Source organism: Flavobacterium galactosidilyticum (assembly GCF_020911945.1).
Lineage (GTDB): Bacteria > Bacteroidota > Bacteroidia > Flavobacteriales > Flavobacteriaceae > Flavobacterium > Flavobacterium galactosidilyticum.
On sequence record NZ_CP087135.1, the window covers coordinates 1321884 to 1343584 of the forward strand.

19 protein-coding genes and 1 tRNA gene are annotated in these 21701 nt (G+C 33.6%); 10 read left to right on the top strand and 10 right to left on the bottom strand.

What is annotated here, in order from left to right; translation table 11 throughout:
• Positions 1–56: 56 nt before the first annotated feature.
• On the top strand, positions 57–1220 hold the full coding sequence (locus LNP27_RS05750; protein WP_229943651.1) for a transglutaminase domain-containing protein: 1164 nt from the start codon (positions 57–59) through the stop codon (positions 1218–1220).
• 5 nt (positions 1221–1225) lie between these two features.
• On the opposite strand, the gene LNP27_RS05755 is transcribed toward LNP27_RS05750, so the two are convergent.
• On the bottom strand, positions 1226–2374 hold the full coding sequence (locus LNP27_RS05755) for a sensor histidine kinase (RefSeq protein ID WP_229943652.1): 1149 nt from the start codon (positions 2372–2374) through the stop codon (positions 1226–1228).
• 175 nt (positions 2375–2549) lie between these two features.
• Between LNP27_RS05755 and LNP27_RS05760 the strand changes: the two genes are divergently transcribed.
• From LNP27_RS05760 to aat, 3 genes are all read left to right on the top strand, one after another.
• Complete coding sequence (locus LNP27_RS05760) at positions 2550–3425, top strand: flavin reductase family protein (RefSeq protein ID WP_229943653.1); 876 nt, start codon at positions 2550–2552, stop codon at positions 3423–3425.
• Positions 3426–3452: 27 nt separating this feature from the next.
• The gene (locus tag LNP27_RS05765; protein WP_229943654.1) at positions 3453–3830 is read left to right on the top strand and encodes a DUF3127 domain-containing protein; all 378 of its coding nucleotides are present in this window, start codon (positions 3453–3455) and stop codon (positions 3828–3830) included.
• Between the two features lie 131 nt (positions 3831–3961).
• Positions 3962–4600, top strand: a complete 639-nt coding sequence (aat, locus tag LNP27_RS05770) for a leucyl/phenylalanyl-tRNA--protein transferase (RefSeq protein ID WP_229944039.1) — start codon at positions 3962–3964, stop codon at positions 4598–4600.
• 43 nt (positions 4601–4643) lie between these two features.
• Here the strand turns inward: aat and LNP27_RS05775 are convergent, their stop codons facing one another.
• The 5 genes from LNP27_RS05775 to rplM form a co-directional block, all read right to left on the bottom strand.
• Positions 4644–5207 carry a DNA-3-methyladenine glycosylase I gene (locus tag LNP27_RS05775; RefSeq protein WP_229943655.1) on the bottom strand — a complete coding sequence of 188 codons (564 nt, stop codon included), beginning with the start codon at positions 5205–5207 and terminating at the stop codon, positions 4644–4646.
• Positions 5208–5293: 86 nt separating this feature from the next.
• On the bottom strand, positions 5294–6118 hold the full coding sequence (gene tsf, locus LNP27_RS05780) for a translation elongation factor Ts (RefSeq protein ID WP_229943656.1): 825 nt from the start codon (positions 6116–6118) through the stop codon (positions 5294–5296).
• 141 nt (positions 6119–6259) lie between these two features.
• Entirely contained in the window at positions 6260–7057 is a 798-nt protein-coding gene (rpsB, locus tag LNP27_RS05785) for a 30S ribosomal protein S2 (protein WP_229943657.1), read from the bottom strand.
• 174 nt (positions 7058–7231) lie between these two features.
• Positions 7232–7618, bottom strand: a complete 387-nt coding sequence (gene rpsI, locus LNP27_RS05790; RefSeq protein ID WP_229943658.1) for a 30S ribosomal protein S9 — start codon at positions 7616–7618, stop codon at positions 7232–7234.
• Complete coding sequence (gene rplM, locus LNP27_RS05795) at positions 7618–8073, bottom strand: 50S ribosomal protein L13 (RefSeq protein WP_229943659.1); 456 nt, start codon at positions 8071–8073, stop codon at positions 7618–7620. The genes rpsI and rplM overlap by 1 nt, the downstream gene beginning before the upstream one ends.
• Before the next feature lie 342 nt (positions 8074–8415).
• On the opposite strand from rplM, the gene LNP27_RS05800 reads away from it, so the two are divergent.
• A complete protein-coding gene (locus tag LNP27_RS05800) occupies positions 8416–9441 on the top strand; it encodes a LacI family DNA-binding transcriptional regulator (protein WP_229943660.1) in 1026 nt (341 codons plus the stop codon).
• 127 nt (positions 9442–9568) lie between these two features.
• Here LNP27_RS05800 and polA read toward each other — a convergent pair whose 3' ends face one another.
• Positions 9569–12430 carry a DNA polymerase I gene (gene polA / locus LNP27_RS05805; RefSeq protein WP_229943661.1) on the bottom strand — a complete coding sequence of 954 codons (2862 nt, stop codon included), beginning with the start codon at positions 12428–12430 and terminating at the stop codon, positions 9569–9571.
• 360 nt (positions 12431–12790) lie between these two features.
• Between polA and LNP27_RS05810 the strand changes: the two genes are divergently transcribed.
• Both LNP27_RS05810 and LNP27_RS05815 read left to right on the top strand, forming a co-directional pair.
• The gene (locus LNP27_RS05810; protein WP_229943662.1) at positions 12791–14026 is read left to right on the top strand and encodes a metallophosphoesterase; all 1236 of its coding nucleotides are present in this window, start codon (positions 12791–12793) and stop codon (positions 14024–14026) included.
• A gap of 74 nt (positions 14027–14100) precedes the next feature.
• Positions 14101–14397 carry a thioredoxin family protein gene (locus LNP27_RS05815; protein WP_229943663.1) on the top strand — a complete coding sequence of 99 codons (297 nt, stop codon included), beginning with the start codon at positions 14101–14103 and terminating at the stop codon, positions 14395–14397.
• Between the two features lie 14 nt (positions 14398–14411).
• Here the strand turns inward: LNP27_RS05815 and LNP27_RS05820 are convergent, their stop codons facing one another.
• Positions 14412–15053, bottom strand: coding sequence for a polysaccharide deacetylase family protein (locus LNP27_RS05820; protein ID WP_229943664.1), 642 nt, complete (start codon positions 15051–15053; stop codon positions 14412–14414).
• Between the two features lie 127 nt (positions 15054–15180).
• Positions 15181–18492, bottom strand: a complete 3312-nt coding sequence (locus LNP27_RS05825; RefSeq protein WP_229943665.1) for a glycosyltransferase family 117 protein — start codon at positions 18490–18492, stop codon at positions 15181–15183.
• A 237-nt stretch (positions 18493–18729) separates the two neighbouring features.
• Between LNP27_RS05825 and LNP27_RS05830 the strand changes: the two genes are divergently transcribed.
• A tRNA-Gln gene (locus LNP27_RS05830) sits at positions 18730–18800 on the top strand.
• A gap of 87 nt (positions 18801–18887) precedes the next feature.
• Here LNP27_RS05830 and LNP27_RS05835 read toward each other — a convergent pair.
• Positions 18888–19712, bottom strand: coding sequence for a universal stress protein (locus LNP27_RS05835; protein WP_229943666.1), 825 nt, complete (start codon positions 19710–19712; stop codon positions 18888–18890).
• Between the two features lie 177 nt (positions 19713–19889).
• Here LNP27_RS05835 and rimP point away from each other — a divergent pair, with 177 nt between their 5' ends.
• Positions 19890–20354: a ribosome assembly cofactor RimP gene (rimP, locus tag LNP27_RS05840; protein WP_229943667.1), complete on the top strand. Its 465-nt coding sequence runs from the start codon at positions 19890–19892 to the stop codon at positions 20352–20354.
• Between the two features lie 13 nt (positions 20355–20367).
• Positions 20368–21621, top strand: a complete 1254-nt coding sequence (gene nusA / locus LNP27_RS05845; protein ID WP_229943668.1) for a transcription termination factor NusA — start codon at positions 20368–20370, stop codon at positions 21619–21621.
• Positions 21622–21701 lie beyond the last annotated feature (80 nt).

A 21701-nucleotide genomic window follows, 5' to 3' on the forward strand; every position in this document is an offset into this window, starting at 1 on the left:
AAAGGGAATAGGTGAAAATCTATTCCCTTTTATTTTATTTGAACCTACACATAATTATGAGAATTACAGTCTTACTCCTTTCTTTATTTTTTTCATTCCTAAGCTTTGGACAAGTCAAAACTGAATATAGTTATGTAGATGCCAAAATAGCTACTATTCCAGATTATGCAACTACTTCTACTACGTCAATTGCTAACTTTATTCAATCAAATTTTAAAAGTGATAGTGATAGAATTAGAGCTGCTTTTTATTGGACTGCTTCAAATATAAGGTATGACTTGAAAGACATGAATGTCACTAGATATAGTGAATCTAGAGAAGATAAAATTAATAGAGCATTAAAATCAAAAATGGGGGTTTGTAGTCACTACGCTGCAATTTTTAATGAGCTTGCTGAGAAAATGGGAATACAATCCTATGTAGTTGAAGGTTACAATAAGCAAAATGGTAAAGTGACAAATTTAGCACACGCATGGACTGCTGCAAAAATTGATAGTAAGTGGTATTTATTTGATCCTACTTGGGGCGCTGGTTATGTAAACAACGGGCGGTTTTTTAAGAAATTCAATAATTCCTATTTTAAGGTAGAGCCTAGCAAAATAATTAGTACTCACATGCCATTTGATTATTTATGGCAGTTCCTGAATTATCCTGTTACTAATGGAGAGTTTTATGAAGGGAAAATTCACGTAAATAAATCTAAAAAATATTTTGATTTTGAGAGAGAAATTGCAAAATATAATAATTTGTCTCAAACGGATCAATTATTTGAGTCAGCTCAGAGAATTGAGAAGAACGGATTGAAAAATGCTTTGATTATAGAGCGTTATGATGGGAAAAAGAAGCAGTTAGTTCATTCGCGTAAAAACACGAATATAGACAAGCTGAATTCCATTGTCATTGAAATGAATGAGGCTGTGGCATTGTTGAATGACTTTATTCATTATCGAAACCAACAATTTAAACCCACTTTCTCCGATGTTGAAATTAACAATATGATTCAAACGCCAAGACAGAAATTAGTGAAATGTCAAAATGATATTTACGCAATTGGCGATGTAGGTGATGAGAATAGGTCTAATTTATTAGTAATCAAAAAATCTATCATTACCACTTTGGCGAGAGCCGAAGAGCATGCTTTATTTGTACAAAACTATTTGAGTAAGTCTAAACTAGCACGGAAAACAATGTTCTCAAAGTCATCGTCGTTTAGGGTTTAATCACGCTAATTGCTTTTTTTATAACTTACTTGCATCGTAGTTCCTTTGCCTATTTCAGAATATAAAACTTTAATGATTCCTTTATGATATTCCTCTACAATTCTCTTAGTTAAGGAAAGTCCTAATCCCCAACCTCTTTTTTTAGTGGTGAAACCGGGTTCAAATATAGTACTAAACTGGTTTTTCTGAATTCCGGCGCCGGTGTCAGAAACATTTATTTTTACGTAGTCACCTTCTTGTTCAATTTCTAAGGCTAATTTCCCCTTTCCTTTCATAGCATCGATAGCGTTTTTTACAAGGTTCTCTATTGTCCAACTGTGTAAAGTTGGATTTAAAGAAACCATAACAGCAGACTGTGGTGCTTTAAATGAAAATTCAATTTGTTTTGAAAAGCGAGATTGTAAATAATCGTAGGATTGCTGTGTTTCTGAAACAATATCTTTAAGTTCTAATTTAGGTTCTGAGCCTATTTTCGAGAATCGATCCGTAATAGTTTGCAATCGGTCAATGTCTTTTTCGATTTCTAAAGTAGTGCTTTCAGCCACATCTTCTGATTTTAAAATCTCAACCCAGCCAATTAAGGAGGAAAGCGGAGTGCCTATTTGATGCGCTGTTTCTTTAGCCATTCCCGCCCATAGTTTGTTTTGAGTAGCCATTTTTGTAGTTCTGTAAAAATTGTACACTAAGCCGCCAAACAATACAATTATTAGTACTAATGCAATAGGGTAATATTTAAGTTTATTCAATAAGGAGGAGTTACCGTAATAAAGTTTCTGAAATTTTCCGGGGACGTATTCAATGACGATTGGGTCATTCTCGGCTTTTAGGTCATGTAGAAAATCGATGGCTTTTTGCGGATCTTTTATTATAAGTTCATCAATATTCACAGTATTTATAATACTGTCATTTTCTGTAAGTATAATTGGTATTGAGGTGTTATTGCTAAAAATCAGTAGCGGTAGTTCTACATCAGTGTTTTCGCCAGCGTTGATGAATGTCTTTTGTGCATTGGCCCAAAGATTCATTTTTAAACGTTCTTCATTTTTAAAAATTTGAAAAAAGGTATAGGTATTCCACAGAATTAAGGAAATTATAAAAAAAGAGGCGAAAATTATGACCCAGCGGGTTGTGTTTCTTCGTTCAGAAAACTTCATAAATAGAATTTTGAGGTATAAATATAACGAATTAAATAAGGAAGTATTTTAGTTTTGATTAAAGTATTTTATTTTGAAAAAATGAGCAAATAATTTCATCGTAATTGTAAAGTTCTATCTTTAAAATTTAATTGATTTGCCTACTTTTGTAACGATAAGCGATAAATTAATAAGTATGATTACTATTGACCCTAAAAGTATAGAAACGGCAAAATTACAAGGGTATTTGCAGGGCTCTGTTGGTCCGCGACCTATTGCCTTTGCGAGTACCATGGACGCTCAAGGCAATCCAAATTTGTCGCCTTTTAGTTTCTTTAACGTGTTTAGCGCAAATCCTCCCATTCTCGTATTTTCCCCAGCTAGAAGGGTACGAGACAACTCTATAAAACATACGTTGATCAATGCCGAAGCAACGGGTGAAGTGGTTATTAATGTCGTTAATTATGATATGGTGCAGCAAACCTCGCTTGCCAGCACGGAGTATGCAGCAGGTGTTGATGAATTTTTGAAATCCGGCTTTACGCCAATAGCATCTGAGGTAGTAAAACCTTTTAGAGTTAAGGAATCACCTGTTCAATTTGAATGTAAAGTGACTCAAATTATTGCGCTGGGAACAGAAGGTGGAGCAGGAAATCTTATTCTTTGTGAAGTAGTGCGAATTCATCTAGATGAAAGTATTTTAGATGAAAATGGGGCGATCGATCAGTATAAAATTGACTTAGTATCCAGACTAGGAGGTAATTGGTATTCTAGATCCAATCAAGGACTTTTTGAAGTGCCAAAGCCATTAACTACTTTGGGGATTGGAGTAGATGCAATTCCTAATTTCGTGAAGCACAGTACAGTGTTTACAGGAAATGATTTAGGCATGCTTGGAAATGTAGAATCCTTGCCAACTCTTGAAGAAATTACTATATTTGTAAAAGAAAATTTTGAAGTAAAAGGGGTGCTAAGTGCTGATGACGAAGAAAAAAAACACCAATTAGCTAAAGAATATTTGAATAAAAGTGAAGTACTAACGGCTTGGAAAGTACTTTTAGCAAAAAAATAATAGGTCCAAACAATTAAAATAGAGAAGATGGAAGTTACAGGAAAAATTAAAATGATTGATCAAACTAAAGAAGTTGGATCTGGCGGTTTCAAAAAGAGAGACATAGTTGTTACAACTGATGAGCAATATCCACAGCATATTCTAGTTCAATTTGTTCAAGATAAATGTGATTTATTAAATGGTTTTCAAGTAGGTGAGCCAGTAAAAATTGATATTAACTTAAGAGGTAGAGAATGGACAAATCCACAAGGAGAAACTGTTTATTTCAATACAATTCAAGGATGGAGAATAGCTAAAGCGCAAGGAGATGCTCCTGCGGCTCAAGCACCTCCAATGCCTGCTGCACAGGCTTTTGCTCCCGCAACAAACTTAAACGAAGAAGACGCAGACGATTTGCCATTCTAAGATATATTTTTTTAATTTTTAAAAACCAAATTCCAAATTTAGCCTGTCTGAAAATTGGAATTTGGTTTTTTTTATTAAATTGAATTTTGCATTATCGCTGATTTTTAATATTACTATTGAAATTGAACAAAGTGTATTACGTAACTAAAGATTTATTTTTCCCGCCTGTTTCCCAAGCCAACCGCGATGGGATTTTGGCTATTGGTGGAGATTTATCTACAGAGCGCTTGTTACTTGCCTACAAAAGTGGAATTTTTCCTTGGTTCGATCCAGGAGATCCTATTTTGTGGTGGTCTCCTAATCCCAGAATGGTTTTGTTTCTAGATGAGTTAATTGTTTCTAAGAGCATGCGAAGCATCTTGAATAGAAATGTTTTTACAGTTACATTTAATCAAAACTTTCGAGATGTAATTTCTAATTGCCAAAATGTCAAAAGGAACGGTCAAACCGGAACTTGGATTACTAATGACATGATTGAAGCGTATTGTAATCTCAACGAATCAGGAATTGCGAAATCAGTTGAAGTCTGGCAAAATGACGAATTAGTTGGTGGGTTATATGGAATTGATTTAGGAACTATATTCTGTGGTGAAAGTATGTTTTCATTAGTTTCAAATGCATCAAAAGTTGCTTTTATCACTTTGGTAGAACAATTAAAAAAGGAAAATTATAAATTACTTGACTGTCAGGTTTATAATCCACATCTTGAAAGTTTAGGTTGTCGTGAAATTAAACGTATAGAATTTTTACGAATTTTAAAAAGTGAATAGTTGGGCTTGCTATTTTGTCTGATTCAAGTTCAACTGTTACCTCTTACTGTTTTCTCGTCCAACAATCTTCCACATGATCATTCACCATTCCAGTAGCTTGCATGTGTGCATAAACAACAGTAGAGCCTACAAATTTGAATCCACGTTTTTTTAAGTCTTTGCTAATGGCATCCGAAAGTGAAGTAGTTGCAGTAACCTCTTTTAGTGTTTGGGGTTTATTGTCAATGGGTTTGCCATCAGTAAAAGCCCATATGTACGTTGAGAAACTACCAAATTCCTCTTGGATTTTGATGAAATTTTGAGCGTTAGTTACGGCAGAATATACTTTAAGTTTGTTACGGATGATCCCGGCATCTAAAAGCAATTCTTGGATTTTATCTTCTTGGTATTGCGCTATTTTTATGTAATCGAAATTATCAAAAGCGACTCTGAAGTTTTCTCTTTTTTTTAAGATAGTGTGCCAACTTAATCCTGCTTGGAAAGTTTCTAATATTAAAAACTCAAATATAGTGGCATCGTCATAAACAGGAACTCCCCATTCTTGGTCGTGGTATTTTCTGTATAAATCATCTTTTTCGCACCAAGTGCAACGTAGTTTACTTTCCATATATAGGTTTAGGATTCAAATATAAAAGAAAAATCCCATTTCAAATTGATTTGAAATGGGATTTTTAATATGAAGTTCAAGATAGATTATCCTAAAGCAGCTCTTTTGAAACCTGTAACAGTTAAGTTACCATCAACAGATTTTACATAAGCAGCAACGTTCATAGAACTATCTTTAATGTAATCTTGGTTTACTAAAGTGTTGTCTTTGTAAAAACGTTGGATTTTTCCTTTAGAAATGTTTTCTAACATTGCTTCTGGTTTACCTTCTTGACGTAACAAATCTTTAGCGATTTCAATTTCTTTTTCGATAACAGCAGCATCAACTCCAGCTTCGTTCAAAGCAATTGGGTTCATGGCAGCTGCTTGCATAGCAACGTTTCTTGCAGCTTCATCAGCACCAGCAACGTTAGCAGAAAGAGCAACTAAAGTAGCGATTTTGTTACCTGAGTGAATATAAGATCCAACGAAAGCACCTTCTAATTTCTCAAAAGTTCTGATTTCTAATTTTTCTCCAATAACTCCTGTTTGCTCAATTAATTTTTCAGCAACAGTGATTCCGTTGAAATCAGATGCTAAAAATGCTTCAATTGTATCATAGTTCAATGCTTGATTAGCCATTTCAGTAGCCATTTTTACAAAGTTCTCATTCATACCTACGAAGTCAGTCTCACAGTTTAATGTGATAACAACTCCAGCAGTTTTGTCAGCATTAACAACAGCAATTGCAGCACCTTCAGTAGATTCTCTATCTGAACGGTTAGCAGCTACTTTTTGTCCTTTTTTACGTAGGTTTTCGATTGCTAAATCAAAATCCCCGTCAGATTCAACTAAAGCTTTTTTGCAGTCCATCATTCCTGCGCCTGTAGCTGTTCTTAATTTATTTACGTCTGCAGCAGTAATTGTTGCCATGTTTTTTATATTTTAAATTAAAAAATAGTTTTAATAAAAAAAATCCAAACCTAAAATTCCAGTTTCCAATTAATAAATTAAATCATTGCTGAGGTTAATTTTTGGAATTTGGAATTTTAGAATTTGGAATTTCTTTTTGTTTTATTCTTCAGTTGCAGTTGGAGCAGCAGTTTCTACAGCAGGAGCAGCCTCTACAGCTTCAGCAGCAGGAGCAACAACTTCTGTAGTAGCTTCACCTTCTTTATCAGAACCTCTATCAGAAAGTCCTTCAGTAATAGCAGCTGTGACTAAAGTTAAAATTTTGTCAATTGATTTAGAAGCATCATCATTTGCAGGAATTACATACTCTACTTCACGTGGATCAGAGTTAGTATCAACCATTGCGAAAACTGGAATGTTTAATTTTTGAGCTTCTTTTATTGCGATGTGTTCTGCTTTAATATCAACTACGAACAAAGCAGCTGGTAGTCTAGACATGTCAGCGATTGAACCTAAGTTTTTCTCTAGTTTAGCACGAAGACGATCAACTTGTAAACGCTCTTTTTTAGAAAGAGTCATGAATGTACCATCTTTCTTCATTTTATCAATAGTAGCCATTTTTTTAACAGCTTTACGGATTGTTACGAAGTTAGTTAGCATTCCACCAGGCCATCTTTCAGTGATGTAAGGCATGTTTGCAGCTTTTGCTTTTTCAGCAACGATGTCTTTTGCTTGTTTTTTGGTAGCAACGAATAATATTTTTCTACCTGATGCAGCGATTTTTTTCAAAGCGTCATTTGCTTCTTCAATTTTTGCTGCAGTTTTATATAGATTGATAATGTGAATACCATTACGTTCCATATAGATGTAAGGAGCCATGTTTGGATCCCATTTTCTAGTCATGTGTCCAAAGTGAACACCTGCTTCTAGTAAGTCTTTAACTTCTATTTTGTTTGCCATTTTTGTTCTAGTTTACGTTCTGTTGATTAGCAATGCATAAATGGCGGTTTCCCGGCTATATACATTTAGATGCTAAACTATTTCCTACCTCGGTAGGAGAGCAACAACAACTGTGTTTTTAAATTCAATAATAAATTGATGCTGTCCTGTACATAGTGTACAAGACAGGTAATATTAACGTTTAGAGAATTGGAATCTCTTACGAGCTTTCTTCTGACCGAATTTCTTACGTTCAACCATTCTTGGATCTCTTGTCAATAAACCTTCTGGTTTCAATATCCCTCTGTTTTCAACATTTACTTCGCACATTGCACGAGCTAATGCCATTCTTACAGCTTCTGCTTGACCAGTTGAACCACCTCCATAAACATTAACTTTAACGTCAAAGTTAGTAGCGTTCTCTGTCATAGACATTGGTTGCATAACTTTGTACTGTAAAGTAGCTGTTGGGAAGTAAGTTGCGAATTCTTTTTTGTTTACAGTGATAACTCCTGTTCCTTCTGAAACATATACACGTGCAACAGCGGTTTTTCTTCTACCGATTTTGTGAATAACTCCCATTACTTAAGATCGTTAAGGTTAACTGTTCTCGGTTTTTGAGCGCCTTGTTTGTGCTCAGAACCTACAACAACATTTAAATTTCTGAAAAGTTCAGCTCCTAATTTGTTTTTAGGTAACATTCCTTTTACTGCTCTTTCTACTAATAATGCAGGGTTTTTTGATTGCAATACTTTAGCAGTTAAAGTTCTTTGTCCTCCTGGATAACCTGTGTGACGGATGTAAGTCTTCTCGTCCATTTTGTTTCCTGTAAGGTTGATTTTTTCTGAGTTGATAACGATTACGTTATCTCCACAGTCAACATGTGGTGTATAACTTGCTTTGTATTTACCTCTAAGGATCATTGCGATCTTTGAAGCCATACGTCCTAAGTTATGCCCATCAGCATCAACAACGATCCACTCTTTTTTAACGGTGGCTTTGCTTGCTGATTGTGTCTTGTAGCTTAATGCGTCCATAATATTATTTTAATTAAACATTCCATCCCCAATAAAGGGGTTGCAAAAGTACAATTAATTATTTTAAATGCAAATACCTTAAAAGATTATTTTTTACTTGTTTTAGTGCTGATTATCAAATGTATATTTAAAATATGTTTCTCTGTTCCAATTTAGGATTGAAGCAATTCGAATAATGTCTGCGTGATAGTAGAATAATTATTTAATTTTATTGAGTTTTTCTCAATTTTAACATCGAAATTATATATTATAATTGCTATTTTTGTCTATTGCATAAATATTATTCTTAATAGTACTATATTATGCCTTGTTACATATCATCAATTACAATAAATTTTCTTTATGAAAGCTAAAGCTACGTTAAAACAAATCGCAAAAGAACTTAATGTTTCTGTTTCAACAGTTTCAAAAGCACTAAATGATAGTCCGGAGATTAGTGAGTTAACTAAAGTTAAAATCAAAGAATATGCAAAACTTAAAAATTACAAACCCAATGTTATTGGTCTGAATCTTAAAAACAGAAAAACAAAAACCATTGGAGTTATTATTCCCAATATATTAAATTCTTTTTTTGCCAAAGTATTTAGTGGAATCGAAAAAGTAGCCGACGAAAAAGGCTATAATGTTATTATGTGTATTTCTAATGAGTCTCTAAAAAAAGAAATGCATACACTTGAGATGCTTAGTAATGGAACTATTGATGGTTTTATTGTCTCCGTTTCAGAAGAAGCTCAAAAAAAGCATCAGTACGACCATTTTTCTACTATAATTAATGATGGAACTCCTATTGTCATGTTTGATCGCATTGCCGAAGATATCGATTGTGATAAAGTTATAGTTGATGATTTTGATTCTGCTTTAGATTCGACGCAACATTTAATTAATCTAGGTTGTAAAAATATAGCCTTATTGTCTTCTATAGATAATTTAAGTGTTGGGAAATTAAGAGCAGAAGGCTATCTTAAAGCTTTAGAGGTAAATAAAATTGCAATAAAAAATGATATAATCTTAAGGACTGATTCAGAAGATGATTTGAATGAAAAAATAGAAAATTTTAATGATGATAATACTATTGACGGAATTTTTGCTCTGGACGAAACCGACTCAGTTGCTGCGTTAAAATTTGGTCTGAAAAAAGGATATAAAATTCCAGAGGAGCTTTCAATAATAGGTTTTGCAGATGGAATCTTAGCATCCAGAAGATTATCGCCACGACTGACAACAGTAAGTCAGCACGGAATAGAAATAGGTGAAGTAGCTGCTAAATTACTAATTGATAGACTAGAATCTAAAGAAGAACATATACCTTATGAAACGAAGGTTATTAAAACCAAGTTAAAAGAAAGAGAATCTACAAGAAAGTTGTAAAAAGTAAAAAACCATCGAAATGATGGTTTTTTTTGTGATTACTTTCATTGCTAGGAACGACGCAATGAAATTTAGTTTTAGTCCTTTCTCGTACTGAATTACTGAGCGCTGCCAACTGAATACTCTTTTAATGTGCTTCCAGCCAGTTTTTGCCTACTCCAATTTCTATGTCTAAAGGAACGTCTAGTTTGAAAGCATTTTCCATTTCATGCTTAATCATAGGTTGGATTTTTTCTAATTCTGAATTATGTACATCAAACACAAGTTCATCATGTACCTGTAATAACATTTTTGACTTCCAATTGTCCTCAATTAGTTTTTTATGAATATTGATCATTGCAATTTTGATAATATCAGCAGCTGAACCTTGAATTGGAGCATTTACAGCATTTCGTTCTGCACCACTTTTTACCATCATATTTGCAGAATTAATATCTTTTAAATAACGACGTCTTCCTAAAACGGTTTGTACATAACCATGCTCTCTGGCAAAATCAACTTGGTTTGCCATATACGATTTTAGCTTTGGATACGTTGCATAGTAGGCATCAATCAAATCGGCACTTTCTTTTCTCGAAAGTGAAGTTTGATTAGAAAGTCCAAAGGCGGAAACGCCATATATAATTCCGAAATTTACCGTTTTAGCATTACTTCTTTGTTCTTTAGTGACTTCATCTAATGGAACATTAAAAACTTTAGCTGCGGTGCTTTTATGAATATCTTCTTTATTTTGAAATGCTTTAATCATGTTTTCTTCACCCGATAAAGCAGCGATAATTCTAAGTTCTATTTGAGAATAATCGGCAGAAAGTAAGGTGTAGTTTTCGTCGCGAGCGATAAATGCTTTTCGAATCAATCTTCCTTTTTCTGTTCGAATTGGGATGTTTTGCAAGTTTGGATTGGTAGAACTCAATCGACCTGTAGCTGCAACTGTTTGCATATAATCGGTGTGAACGCGACCTGTTTTTTTGTCCACTTGATTAGGTAACGCATCAATATAGGTGCTTTGTAATTTTACCATTTGGCGCCATTCCAGAATATCACGAACAATTTCGTTGTCATTTGCTAAATAGGATAGTACTTCTTCACCAGTGGCATATTGACCAGTTTTGGTTTTCTTTTGTTTGGCTCCGCCAATTTTCATTTTATCAAAAAGAATATCACCTAATTGTTTTGGAGAAGCTAAGTTAAATTTCTCACCAGCAGTTTCATAGATTTTTTGTTCTAGAGCGTTGCTTTCAGCTGCCATTTCAACAGACATTTTTTTCAAGAAATCCTCATCTAAATTAATGCCTTCTAATTCCATTGCCGCTAAAACTGGAACTAAGGGAATTTCGATTTCATTAAATAATTTTTTAGTTTCGGCTTTATCTAAAATTGGACTAAAAATTTCTTTTAGTTGTAATGTTACATCGGCGTCTTCGGCAGCATATTCCTTAATTTGTTCTAAAGAAGCGTCTTTCATCGATAACTGATTTTTGCCTTTTTTACCAATTAAATCTTCAATGGGTTTTGGTGAATATTTTAAATAAGTTTCACTTAAAACATCCATATTATGTCGCATGTCAGGATTGATTAAGTAATGTGCAATCATCGTGTCAAATAATTTTCCTTTGATTTGAATACCGTATTTAGTCAATACTTTTAAATCATATTTTATATTTTGGCCAATTTTTTCAATGCCTTCGTTTTCAAAGAAAGGTTTGAATTTGTCAGCTAATAGTTGCGCTTCCTCGCGATTTTCAGGGAATGGAATATAAAATGCTTTTCCTTTTTCCCAAGAAAAAGAAATACCAACTAACTCCGCATTTTGAGCGTCAATTCCAGTTGTTTCGGTATCAAAACAAACAGCATTCTGATTGTTTAAGTTTTGTAAAAACAATTTCAAACCTAAATCACCTTGAATACTTTGGTAATTATGATCAGTAGTTTCTAATGTGGCATAAAATGAATTTGTATTTGGCTCATCAGATGTTTCATCAGAAAATCCGAATAAATCAAATTGATCTTCACTTGATTTTTTTGTAGAAACTTTTTTTGCAGGCTGTGGCGTTTCGCTTGACGTTACATTTCCGTTGGTGTCAATCTCGTCATATTCTTTACCTGTTCCAAAATATTTATCGAACTGTGCTTTCATCTGACGAAATTCCAATTCGTTGAATAATTCGTCTGTTTTTTCAACATCAGGTTTTGAAAGCTCAAAATCAGCTGCGTCAAAAGTTACAGGACAATCGAGCAGAATAGTAGCTAGTTTTTTAGACAAGATTCCCAATTCAGCATTGGCTTCAATTTTGTCTTTTATGGCACCTTTTAATTGGTGCGTATTAGCCAGAAGATTTTCCATTGAGCCATATTCTTTCAAGAATTTTTTTGCTGTTTTTTCACCAACTCCTGGTAATCCTGGGATGTTATCGGCAGCATCGCCCATCATTCCTAGAAAATCGATAACTTGTTCTGGTCGATCGATTTCAAATTTTTCTAAAACTTCTGGAATTCCCCAAATTTCGATACCGTTACCCATTCGTGCTGGTTTGTACATGAAAATATTTTCAGAAACCAATTGTGCAAAATCCTTATCAGGAGTTACCATAAACACTTTGAAGTCTTCTTTTTCAGCTTGTTTAGCCAAAGTCCCAATCAAATCATCAGCTTCAAATCCTGCAACTTCAATAATAGGAATATGCATCGCTTTCAATAATTGTTGAATGTATGGAACAGCAATCTTAATAGCTTCAGGTGTTTCGTCACGATGTGCTTTGTATTCTTGGTACATCTCGTAACGGTAGTCGCTTCCGCCTTTGTCAAATGCAACAGCTAGATGATCTGGTTTTTCACGTTTGATGACATCCATCAAGGCATTCATAAATCCCATAATAGCGGAAGTATCCATTCCTCTTGAATTGATTCTTGGGTTTTTTATGAAGGCAAAATAACCGCGGAATATGAGAGCGTAAGCATCAAGAAGGTATAGTCGTTTTTGTTCTGACATGAGTAATGTTTTTGATAGTTTTCAAAAGTACAAAATTGGTCACATAAAGAGCGGGCCTAGCTGGATATTTATGTTTAAATGCAATTTTAATAATGATTTTTAAAATTTTGCTCTTCGCAATTCGGTTATATATCATTTAGTGCGTGTTCATTGGATTGCTTTTTATTTTTGGCGAATGTTTTGTTTAACGAAAAGAATCACACGCGTGCAGATGGATGGGTCTTAAATCGCTTTTTTAGTCTATTTTATATTTTTAAATGAATAGATTCAATTTGGTTTAGCTTAATTTTAGTTAAATTTAGATTAATAAAAAGAGATAGTCTTTTCTTAATTTGTTATTTTGTTTAAAATCCAATTAAAATGATCTTTCGCGTTGTATTTCTTTTTTTATTTCTACTTATTATAGAAGTCTATTCTTTTCAGGCATTAAAAACTTTGATAAAATCAAAAAAAGTATTGTTTTTGATTGAGTGTGTGAGCTTAGTGTTTTTATGTTACATCATTTATACCGTTTTGCAATTTGATCGAAGTGTAGGACAAACACAGCAATTGATGAGTGGTATGGGGCTGTTGTTGATTATATATGTTCCAAAATTAATTTTGACACTCGTATTGCTGAGCGAAGATATTTTAAGATTAGGTGCGGGAATAGTTAATTATTTTGTGAATCGTGATAAGAAAGAAGATTTTTTTGCTTCTAGAAGAAAGTTTGTTAGTAAGGTAGGATTGGGTTTAGCTGCAGTTCCTTTTCTATCATTAATTTACGGAGTTACCGTAGGAAAATATAATTTTAAAGTAATCAAGCAGCGTATTTTTTTTCCTGATTTGCCTGACGCTTTTGATGGTTTTACCATTACACATATATCAGATGTTCATAGCGGAAGCTTCGACAATGCAGAAAAAATTAACTATGCCATAGATTTAATTAACGAACAGAATTCAGATTTGATTTTGTTTACTGGTGATATTGTTAATACGGCTGCTAAAGAAATGTATCCTTGGCTAGAGACATTTAATAGAATCAAGAAACACGAATATGGTAAATATTCGGTTTTAGGAAATCACGATTATGGAGAATATGTTACGTGGCCAACGGAACAAGCTAAAGAAGCTAACTTTGAAGCTATAAAAAATTTATACGGTCAAATTGGTTTTAAACTAATGTTAAATGAACATACCTTCATTCAGAAAGGGGATGATAGAATAGCGTTAGTAGGCGTCGAAAACTGGGGGCATAACTTTAAGCAAGTGGGCGATTTGATGAAAGCTGCTGGAGCGCTAAAGAAAGAAGAGTTTAAAATCCTGATGAGTCATGATCCGTCGCATTGGGATCGAGTTGTACAATATGATGAAAAAAACTTCCACTTAACACTTTCAGGGCATACGCATGGAATGCAGTTTGGCATCGAAATTCCAGGTTATTTTAAATGGAGCTTAGCACAATATGTGTACAAGCAATGGGCTGGATTGTATGAAAACCTGGGCAGGTATATTTATGTCAATAGGGGATTCGGATTTCATGCTTATCCAGGGAGAGTTGGTATTATGCCTGAAATTACAGTAATTCAACTAAAAAAAGGAGTTAATGTAGCATAATACGTTAAAAATGCTACATTTGTAAAATAGATATCTCTTTTTAATAAATTTTTAAAAATTAAACTTTAGGTTTTATGTCAAAATTTGGAGAACTTATAAATACTCAAGTGCCTGTGTTAATTGACTTTTACACAGATTGGAATGAATCTTCAGTGTCAATGCATCCTGTTATCAGAGATGTAGCAGCAGCTCTTGGTGATAAGGCAAAAGTTATTAAAATCGATGTAGATAAAAATCAAGAATTAGCTGATGCTTTACGCATAAAAGGGCTGCCAACATTGATGATTTACAAGCAAGGTCAGATGATTTGGAGACAATCTGGAGAGTTGGACGCTAATACTCTTATTGGGATTGTACAGGAGCAGTTGTAAAAACGGTTTTCCATTCATAAAGTCTTGCAATTAAAATTGCTTTTTTTTAGAAAATCCAGTGTTTTTGGCAAAACGTATTCAAGATTTTTGAATGCTTTTATACTATCGTGAAAAACTATTATACTTCCTGGCTCTATATGTTCTAATACGTTTTCTAGACATTTTTCCTTAGAAATAGTCGTGTCAAAATCAGCGCTAAGCACATCCCACATTATTATTTTATATCCTAATTTTCGCAGTGCTCTTGATTGCCTAGTTTTCAATTTACCATAAGGAGGTCTGAAAATTTTAGTGTTTAAATTGGAATCACTATATTTTTTAATTATATCTTCACACAACTTTATATTTTCGATATAAGCTACAGTGTTAGTTTTCCAACCGTTGTAATGGTTGAGAGTGTGGTTTCCTATAGCATGGCCGTCATTAATTACCTTTTTGAAGATATTTGGATTTTTGTTGATATTATCGCCAGTACAAAAAAAAGTAGCTTTAGCATTGTATTTTTTTAGCTCTGCTAAGACAAATTCTGTTATTTCGGGAACAGGGCCATCATCGAATGTGAGGTAAACAGTATTGTGTTTACTTGCGACACTCCATGTATAATTAGCGAAAATTTTTTTTATAATCCAATTTGTTTTAACCCAGTAGAATTTCATAGTTTACAAAAATGTGAATTACACTATTTGTAAAGTTATAGATTTCTAAATTAAAAATGGGCTAATTAGAAAACTTATATAGTAATAAATTTTCAAATTAGCCCATTTCAAATACTGCCTAATTTTACTATTCTAAATCACGTTCAAAACGCTCAAACATTTTAATGTAAGTGTTAAATACGATTTTATGTTTATTGTAAAATTCCATATCCTCATTATCTTTCATGGTATGCAGGAGGCTTCTGTAACGCTCAATATCGATGATGATAGGAGTCGCAATACTACTTTGGTCTGACGGTTTCATTTTGCCATAGTAGTTTAAGTTTTCCTGATACTTATTGATCAACTTATCAAGCAATTGATGTGCTTTAGTTTTATTCCCTATTTTGTAATAGCCATCAGCAAAAGGTTCAAGCAGCGAATAGTAGCCATATTGCTCTAAAGGCATTTTTGTCATAGCAAGATCGATGATATTTTTTGCTTTTTCGTTTTGACCTTCTTTAATCAGCTGATTCATTAATCTCGCAAGATTTGTTCTATAGGTAATGCTATTTCTTCTAGTCTCTGGGTCGTGATAGATTTTTAAACTTTCGCTATTTCCCCAGTCCCATTTCATAACCTTGGCATACATTTTATCACTATCAATTTGTCCCATCTCGAGAGGTCCGCCATCTTTAGGTAAAGCGGTTCGCACTGGGACTAATTTATAGACCATACCTTCAAGCTGCAGGTATTCTTTCATCCAGATATAATCTTCATTATCGAATGCGCCTCCACTAAAGTAAATAGGTCGTTTCCAGTTGTTATTAGCTACAATATCAAGCATCATTAACCTATTTTTATAAATGGCACTTCCTTTTATATCCACATCAATATAGGGAACAATAGAATCGTTGTATTTAGCAGAAACAACTTTATTTTTTATAATAATGTCTTTATCTACAGGGATCCTAATTTTATTAGTAGGGTAAAAATGTATCGTTTGGCCATTTTGAAGTTCAACCGTTGCTTTTGGATTTTTAATAAAAGCAATAAAATCTTTGATATCCCAACGGCTTTCCACTTTAGGAATATAAGCCACATAATCGCGATTATCACCTACATATTCGTCATGTGTGAAAGAAATAGGAAGTGGGTCTGATTCGTAAGTTTTAGTTTTCATTTGGTCGATATACCAATCCGTCATAAATAAACTAGTATTTACGATTTTAACATCTGTTCTAATGTTCTCAATTTCTTGAGCGTACCAAAGCGGGAACGTATCATTGTCGCCAATAGTAAATAAAATTGCATTTGCATCACAAGAGTTAAGATATGCTTTTGCCATTGCTACAGCGGTATATTTTCCGGAGCGATCGTGGTCATCCCAGTTCTGGGAAGCCATAAGTACTGGTGCAGCTAGTAAACTAGCAGCGATAACTATAGGTCCAGCAATTTTTGGTGCTACGTATTTCTTTACACTCTCGTAAAGCGCATAAACGCCAAATCCAATCCAAATTGCAAATACATAAAAGGATCCAACCAAGGCATAATCCCTTTCACGCGGTTCAAAAGGTCTTTCGTTTAAGTAAATTTTAAGTGCTATTCCTGTAAATAAGAACAGCGCTAGTAGTACATAAAAACTTTTTAAATCCTTGTTTGCATGGTACATTATTCCAATAAGTCCAAGGATGAAAGGAAGGAAGAAGTATACATTTCTACCTTTGTTGTTGAGTACATCAGAAGGGAGATTTTCTTGACTTCCTAAGTGTAGTGTGTCTATAAATGAGATTCCACTTAGCCAATTGCCGTCAAGGTAATCATAACGTCCTTGATTGTCGTTTTGACGACCAACGAAATTCCACATTAAATACCTCCAGTACATGTATCCAAACTGGTATTCAACCATAAAGCCTAGGTTGTCAACTGTTGTAGGTTTTTCAACTATTAAATAGTCACCATAGCTTTTTAGGAATTTAATATATCCTTCGTTGTCAATTTGCTTTTGTGCGTATGCTTGTCTAAACTCATTTATTGTCTTTTCAGTCTCTTGTTTAAGTTGTGCTATCGCTTTATTGTAATCTTCTTCGCTTAACTGGCTTGGATCTATACCGTATTTTTGTAAATCATCCTCGTAAGGATAGTTAGGATTCATTTTGAATGCAGGTGGATTTGTGAAATTCATATAGTTTTCCATGTGATCGCCGCTCCACATTCTAGGTAATATAGTTTTTTGATTATCATCTGTATTTTGCTCCGCATTTTTGAAATTATTTACAATAACGTATTTGCCAGTTTTATAATCTCTTTCATAGTTGGGTGCTTTATCCAGATAAGGATTGTTTTTGTCTAAACCTGAAAACGCTTCGGTGTACTGTGGGCCGTAAAATAGCGGATTTACTCCATATTGCTCTCTATTGTAGTATGCTAAAACTTCGCGCGCATCTGAAGGTTTATTCTCGTTGATTACCGTGTTAGCATTAGCACGTATTGGCAACATAAGCCAAGTAGAAAAACCAATTAGTATAAAAAGAATACAAAGTATTAAAGTGTTATAAGTTACAAGGCCTTTGTTTTGAGTGTATTTTAATCCAAAGTAAAATAAGGTAACTAGTAAAATTGTAACAAATATAGTTCCTGAATCAAAAGGTAATCCTAAGCTGTTAACCATGAAAACTTCGGTTAGACCGAAGAATCCCATAGTCATAGGAAGTAATAATTTGAAGATAAAAAGGAGAACAGCTATAACTACAATGTTTGCAATTATGAAGTTTTTTATTGTGACGTCTTTATAATTTTTGAAATAATAAAGAAAACCAATAGCTGGAATAGTCAATAAAGCCATGAAGTGAACTCCAAAAGAAAGACCTACAACCAGTGAGATTATTAGTAGCCATCTATTCCCTCTAGGTTTGTGCATGTCTTGTTCCCAGCGTAATCCCAGCCAAAATAGTAGTGCAATAAGTACGGATGCCATTGCATAAACTTCTGCTTCTACTGCGTTATACCAGAAGCTATCAGAGAAAGTATAGGCAAGAGAGCCAACAAATGAACTTCCTAGTATTACAATTTCATTGCTTTTGGTTAACTCATTCTTTGGTTCAGCTTGATGATCTGATGCTGAAAAACGAGTGACTAATTTTCTTAAAATCATTGACGATGACCAGAACATGAATAAGATCGTGAATGCGCTTGAGAAAACGGACATCATATTTACCATTAAAGCAATCTTTGTGACGTCTGTAGCGAACATTGCGAAGAAAGCTCCAATCATTTGGTATAAAGGTGCGCCTGGAGGGTGGCCGACTTCTAATTTTGCAGCGGTAGCAATATATTCACCACAATCCCAAAAACTCATTGTAGGTTCAACGGTCAAAGTGTAGGTTAATAATGCGATTCCAAATGTAAACCAACCAATAATTGTATTCCACTTATTAAAATTGAAACGAGCTTTATCCATGATTAAAATTTAATGTATATATAAGCTACAAAGAAAATGTTTTTTTGTTAATCGATGTAGTCATTAACAAAATTTTCTGGAAAAGTAACTTAATTTATTAACGTGTTGATTGTGAGAGATGTTTGTTGTTTTTTGAAATGTTTTTTTGAAAAAGTTCAATTTTTGTTCAAAAAAAGCTAAAAAAAGTTTGTGTAAACAATAATTTAGTTTAAATTTGCACTCGCTTAGCAGCAATGCTGGTCTATGGTGTAATGGTAACACAACTGTTTTTGGTGCAGTCTTTCAAGGTTCGAGTCCTTGTAGACCAACGTAAAACCCCTCTTTTGGAGGGGTTTTTTTATGGAGTAAATCTTAAGTGATACGATTTTCTTTTTGCAGATTGTAATTTAAGAAAATTAAATTTTGAAAGTAATAACGGGTTTTGTTGCGTGATTTACTAGGTCTTCGCTAATGCTTCCATTAAAAAAGTGAGCTAACCCAGTTCTACCATGTGTGCAAAGTCCAATTAGATCCGCATTTACTTTTTTAGAAAAATTAATGATTCCATTTTCTATATTGGTATCATTGAAAATATTTAAGGTGTAATTCTGAATCTCGAAATTTTTTACAAATTTTTTCATTTTTTTTTCAGCATCAATTGTGTTTTTGAAGCTATTGGGTGTAGAGATCATAACTAAAAATAGTTTAGCGCTAAAAATTTCAGCAAATTCAATCATTTTTTCAAACGGCTGTTTTGTTTCCTCTGAAAAATCGGAAGCGAATACAAAGTTTTCGAAATGCAACTCATTTATATTTTTTTTTAGAATCAGTACTGGTATCTCAGATAGTCGTACAACTTTCTCGGCATTTGAACCTATTAATAGTTCTTCAATGCCTGAAGTTCCGTGTGACCCCATTACTATTAAGTCGATTTTATTACTTTTAGTAAATGACATAATACCGTTAAAAGCTTTTTCGAATTGCACTGATGTACTTACTGTGATTCCCTCTAGATAGGGTTGTTCTGTCGTTTTTTGAAGTAAGTCATTTGCTTTATTTATAAACAGCATCACCTCGGGAACACTACTTCCTGTTGTCATTGCGTCGTTCATCTGGCCAGGTAGTTCTAATAAATGCAGTAAAAATATTTCAGCGTTATTTTTTTTAGCAAAAATAGCAGCTGCTTTTAATGCATTTTCAGCATATTCAGAAAAATCCATCGGAACTAATATACGTTTCATAATTAGCAGGTGTTAAATTGTCGTAAATATCGTTGTTTTGACTGCTAATAAAGGTAACAAATTATTTTACAGCATTCGTTTATTTTAGTTTATAAAAAAAAACACTATATTTGCACCGTTATTTATTAAAATCTAGATAATGAGGGGACTAATATGTCCCCTCTTTTTATAAAAAGTATGACATTTAAAGAAAAAGTAAGTACAGTATTAGCAGAATGCCTTTTAGAAAAGCCATCGATTTTTTTGATAGAGCTAGTAATCACTGATGCTTTCAAGGTTATCGTGAATGTAGATGGTGATGAGGGAGTCGCGCTTCAGGATTGTATTGATGTGAGTCGTTATATGGATGCACACTTGGATCGTGAAGAACAAGATTACTCATTGGAAGTCGCTTCAGTAGGGGTTGGGTCGCCATTGAAGTTAGTAAGACAGTATAAAAAAAATGTAGGGAGAACATTAATTGTTAAGACTGGAACAGAAACAATTGAAGCAGAATTAGTGGAAGCTACTGATGATTTTGTAATTTTGTCGTGGGAAGCAAGAGAACCTAAGAAGATAGGAAAAGGGAAGGAAACGGTTCAAAAAGAACTTAAACTACCTTATGGAAATATAAAAGAAGCAATTGTTACAGTAACATTTTAATTAAAGAATTCGCATGGAAAACTTAGCATTAATCGATTCATTCTCTGAGTTTAAAGATGATAAACTTATTGATCGTGTAACGCTTATGGCAATTTTAGAAGATGTATTTAGAAATGCCTTGAAAAAAAAATACGGATCAGATGATAATTTCGATATCATTATAAATCCTGATAAAGGAGATATGGAGATATGGCAAAGAAGGGTAATCGTTGCTGATGAAGACCTAGATTTTGATCACCTTGAGATTACTTTAACGGAAGCTAGAAAAATTGAGCCTGATTTTGAAATCGGTGAAGAGGTTTCTGAAGAAGTTAAATTAATTGACTTGGGAAGAAGAGCAATTTTAGCTTTGCGCCAAAATTTAATTTCAAAAATTCATGAACACGACAATACAAATCTTTACAAGCAATTTAAAGATTTAATTGGCGATATTTATACTGCTGAAGTACACCATGTGCGTCCTAGAGTTGTTATTTTAGTTGATGATGAAGGTAATGAGATCGTTTTGCCTAAAGAAAAACAAATTCCTTCTGACTTTTTTCGCAAGGGAGATAATGTTAGAGGAATTATTGAAAGCGTTGAATTAAAAGGAAATAAACCGCAAATTATTATGTCTAGAACTTCTGAGAAGTTTTTAGAAAAATTGTTTGAGCAAGAAATTCCTGAGGTTTATGACGGTTTGATAATGGTTAAGAAAGTAGTAAGAATTCCTGGTGAAAAAGCAAAAGTAGCCGTAGATTCTTATGATGATCGAATTGACCCAGTAGGTGCATGTGTGGGAATGAAAGGTTCTCGTATTCACGGTATCGTTCGTGAATTAGGAAATGAAAATATAGATGTTATCAATTATACTAGTAATATTCAATTGTTTATTACTAGAGCATTGAGTCCAGCTAAAGTTTCTTCGATCAAAATTAACGAGGAAACTAAAAGAGCAGAAGTTTTCTTGAAGCTTGAAGAGGTTTCAAAAGCTATTGGTCGTGGTGGGCATAATATTAAATTAGCTGGTTTATTGACTGGTTATGAATTAGACGTTATTCGCGAAGGTGATGTTGCTGGTGCAACTGCTGATGAGGATGATGTTGAATTAACTGAGTTTTCAGATGAAATTGAAGGCTGGGTTATTGAAGAGTTTGCAAAAATTGGTTTAGATACTGCAAAGAGTATTTTGAAACAAGATGTAGACGATTTAGTGAGAAGAACAGACCTAGAAGAGGAAACAATTCTAGATGTAATGAGAATATTGAAAGAGGAATTTGACAGTTAGTCACTAATTCTTCAACGATAACCATGCCGCTTTACAATAAATTCTTGCTCGGTAGGTATCGAGTTGGGAGTAAAGCGAGG

Coding starts and splice junctions, on each gene's coding strand:
- LNP27_RS05750 (WP_229943651.1), top strand. CDS start 57: ATGAGAATTACAGTCTTACTCCTTTCTTTATTTTTTTCATTCCTAAGC.
- LNP27_RS05755 (WP_229943652.1), bottom strand. CDS start 2,374: ATGAAGTTTTCTGAACGAAGAAACACAACCCGCTGGGTCATAATTTTC.
- LNP27_RS05760 (WP_229943653.1), top strand. CDS start 2,550: ATGATTACTATTGACCCTAAAAGTATAGAAACGGCAAAATTACAAGGG.
- LNP27_RS05765 (WP_229943654.1), top strand. CDS start 3,453: ATGGAAGTTACAGGAAAAATTAAAATGATTGATCAAACTAAAGAAGTT.
- LNP27_RS05775 (WP_229943655.1), bottom strand. CDS start 5,207: ATGGAAAGTAAACTACGTTGCACTTGGTGCGAAAAAGATGATTTATAC.
- tsf (WP_229943656.1), bottom strand. CDS start 6,118: ATGGCAACAATTACTGCTGCAGACGTAAATAAATTAAGAACAGCTACA.
- rpsB (WP_229943657.1), bottom strand. CDS start 7,057: ATGGCAAACAAAATAGAAGTTAAAGACTTACTAGAAGCAGGTGTTCAC.
- rpsI (WP_229943658.1), bottom strand. CDS start 7,618: ATGGGAGTTATTCACAAAATCGGTAGAAGAAAAACCGCTGTTGCACGT.
- rplM (WP_229943659.1), bottom strand. CDS start 8,073: ATGGACGCATTAAGCTACAAGACACAATCAGCAAGCAAAGCCACCGTT.
- LNP27_RS05800 (WP_229943660.1), top strand. CDS start 8,416: ATGAAAGCTAAAGCTACGTTAAAACAAATCGCAAAAGAACTTAATGTT.
- polA (WP_229943661.1), bottom strand. CDS start 12,430: ATGTCAGAACAAAAACGACTATACCTTCTTGATGCTTACGCTCTCATA.
- LNP27_RS05810 (WP_229943662.1), top strand. CDS start 12,791: ATGATCTTTCGCGTTGTATTTCTTTTTTTATTTCTACTTATTATAGAA.
- LNP27_RS05815 (WP_229943663.1), top strand. CDS start 14,101: ATGTCAAAATTTGGAGAACTTATAAATACTCAAGTGCCTGTGTTAATT.
- LNP27_RS05820 (WP_229943664.1), bottom strand. CDS start 15,053: ATGAAATTCTACTGGGTTAAAACAAATTGGATTATAAAAAAAATTTTC.
- LNP27_RS05825 (WP_229943665.1), bottom strand. CDS start 18,492: ATGGATAAAGCTCGTTTCAATTTTAATAAGTGGAATACAATTATTGGT.
- LNP27_RS05835 (WP_229943666.1), bottom strand. CDS start 19,712: ATGAAACGTATATTAGTTCCGATGGATTTTTCTGAATATGCTGAAAAT.
- rimP (WP_229943667.1), top strand. CDS start 19,890: ATGACATTTAAAGAAAAAGTAAGTACAGTATTAGCAGAATGCCTTTTA.
- nusA (WP_229943668.1), top strand. CDS start 20,368: ATGGAAAACTTAGCATTAATCGATTCATTCTCTGAGTTTAAAGATGAT.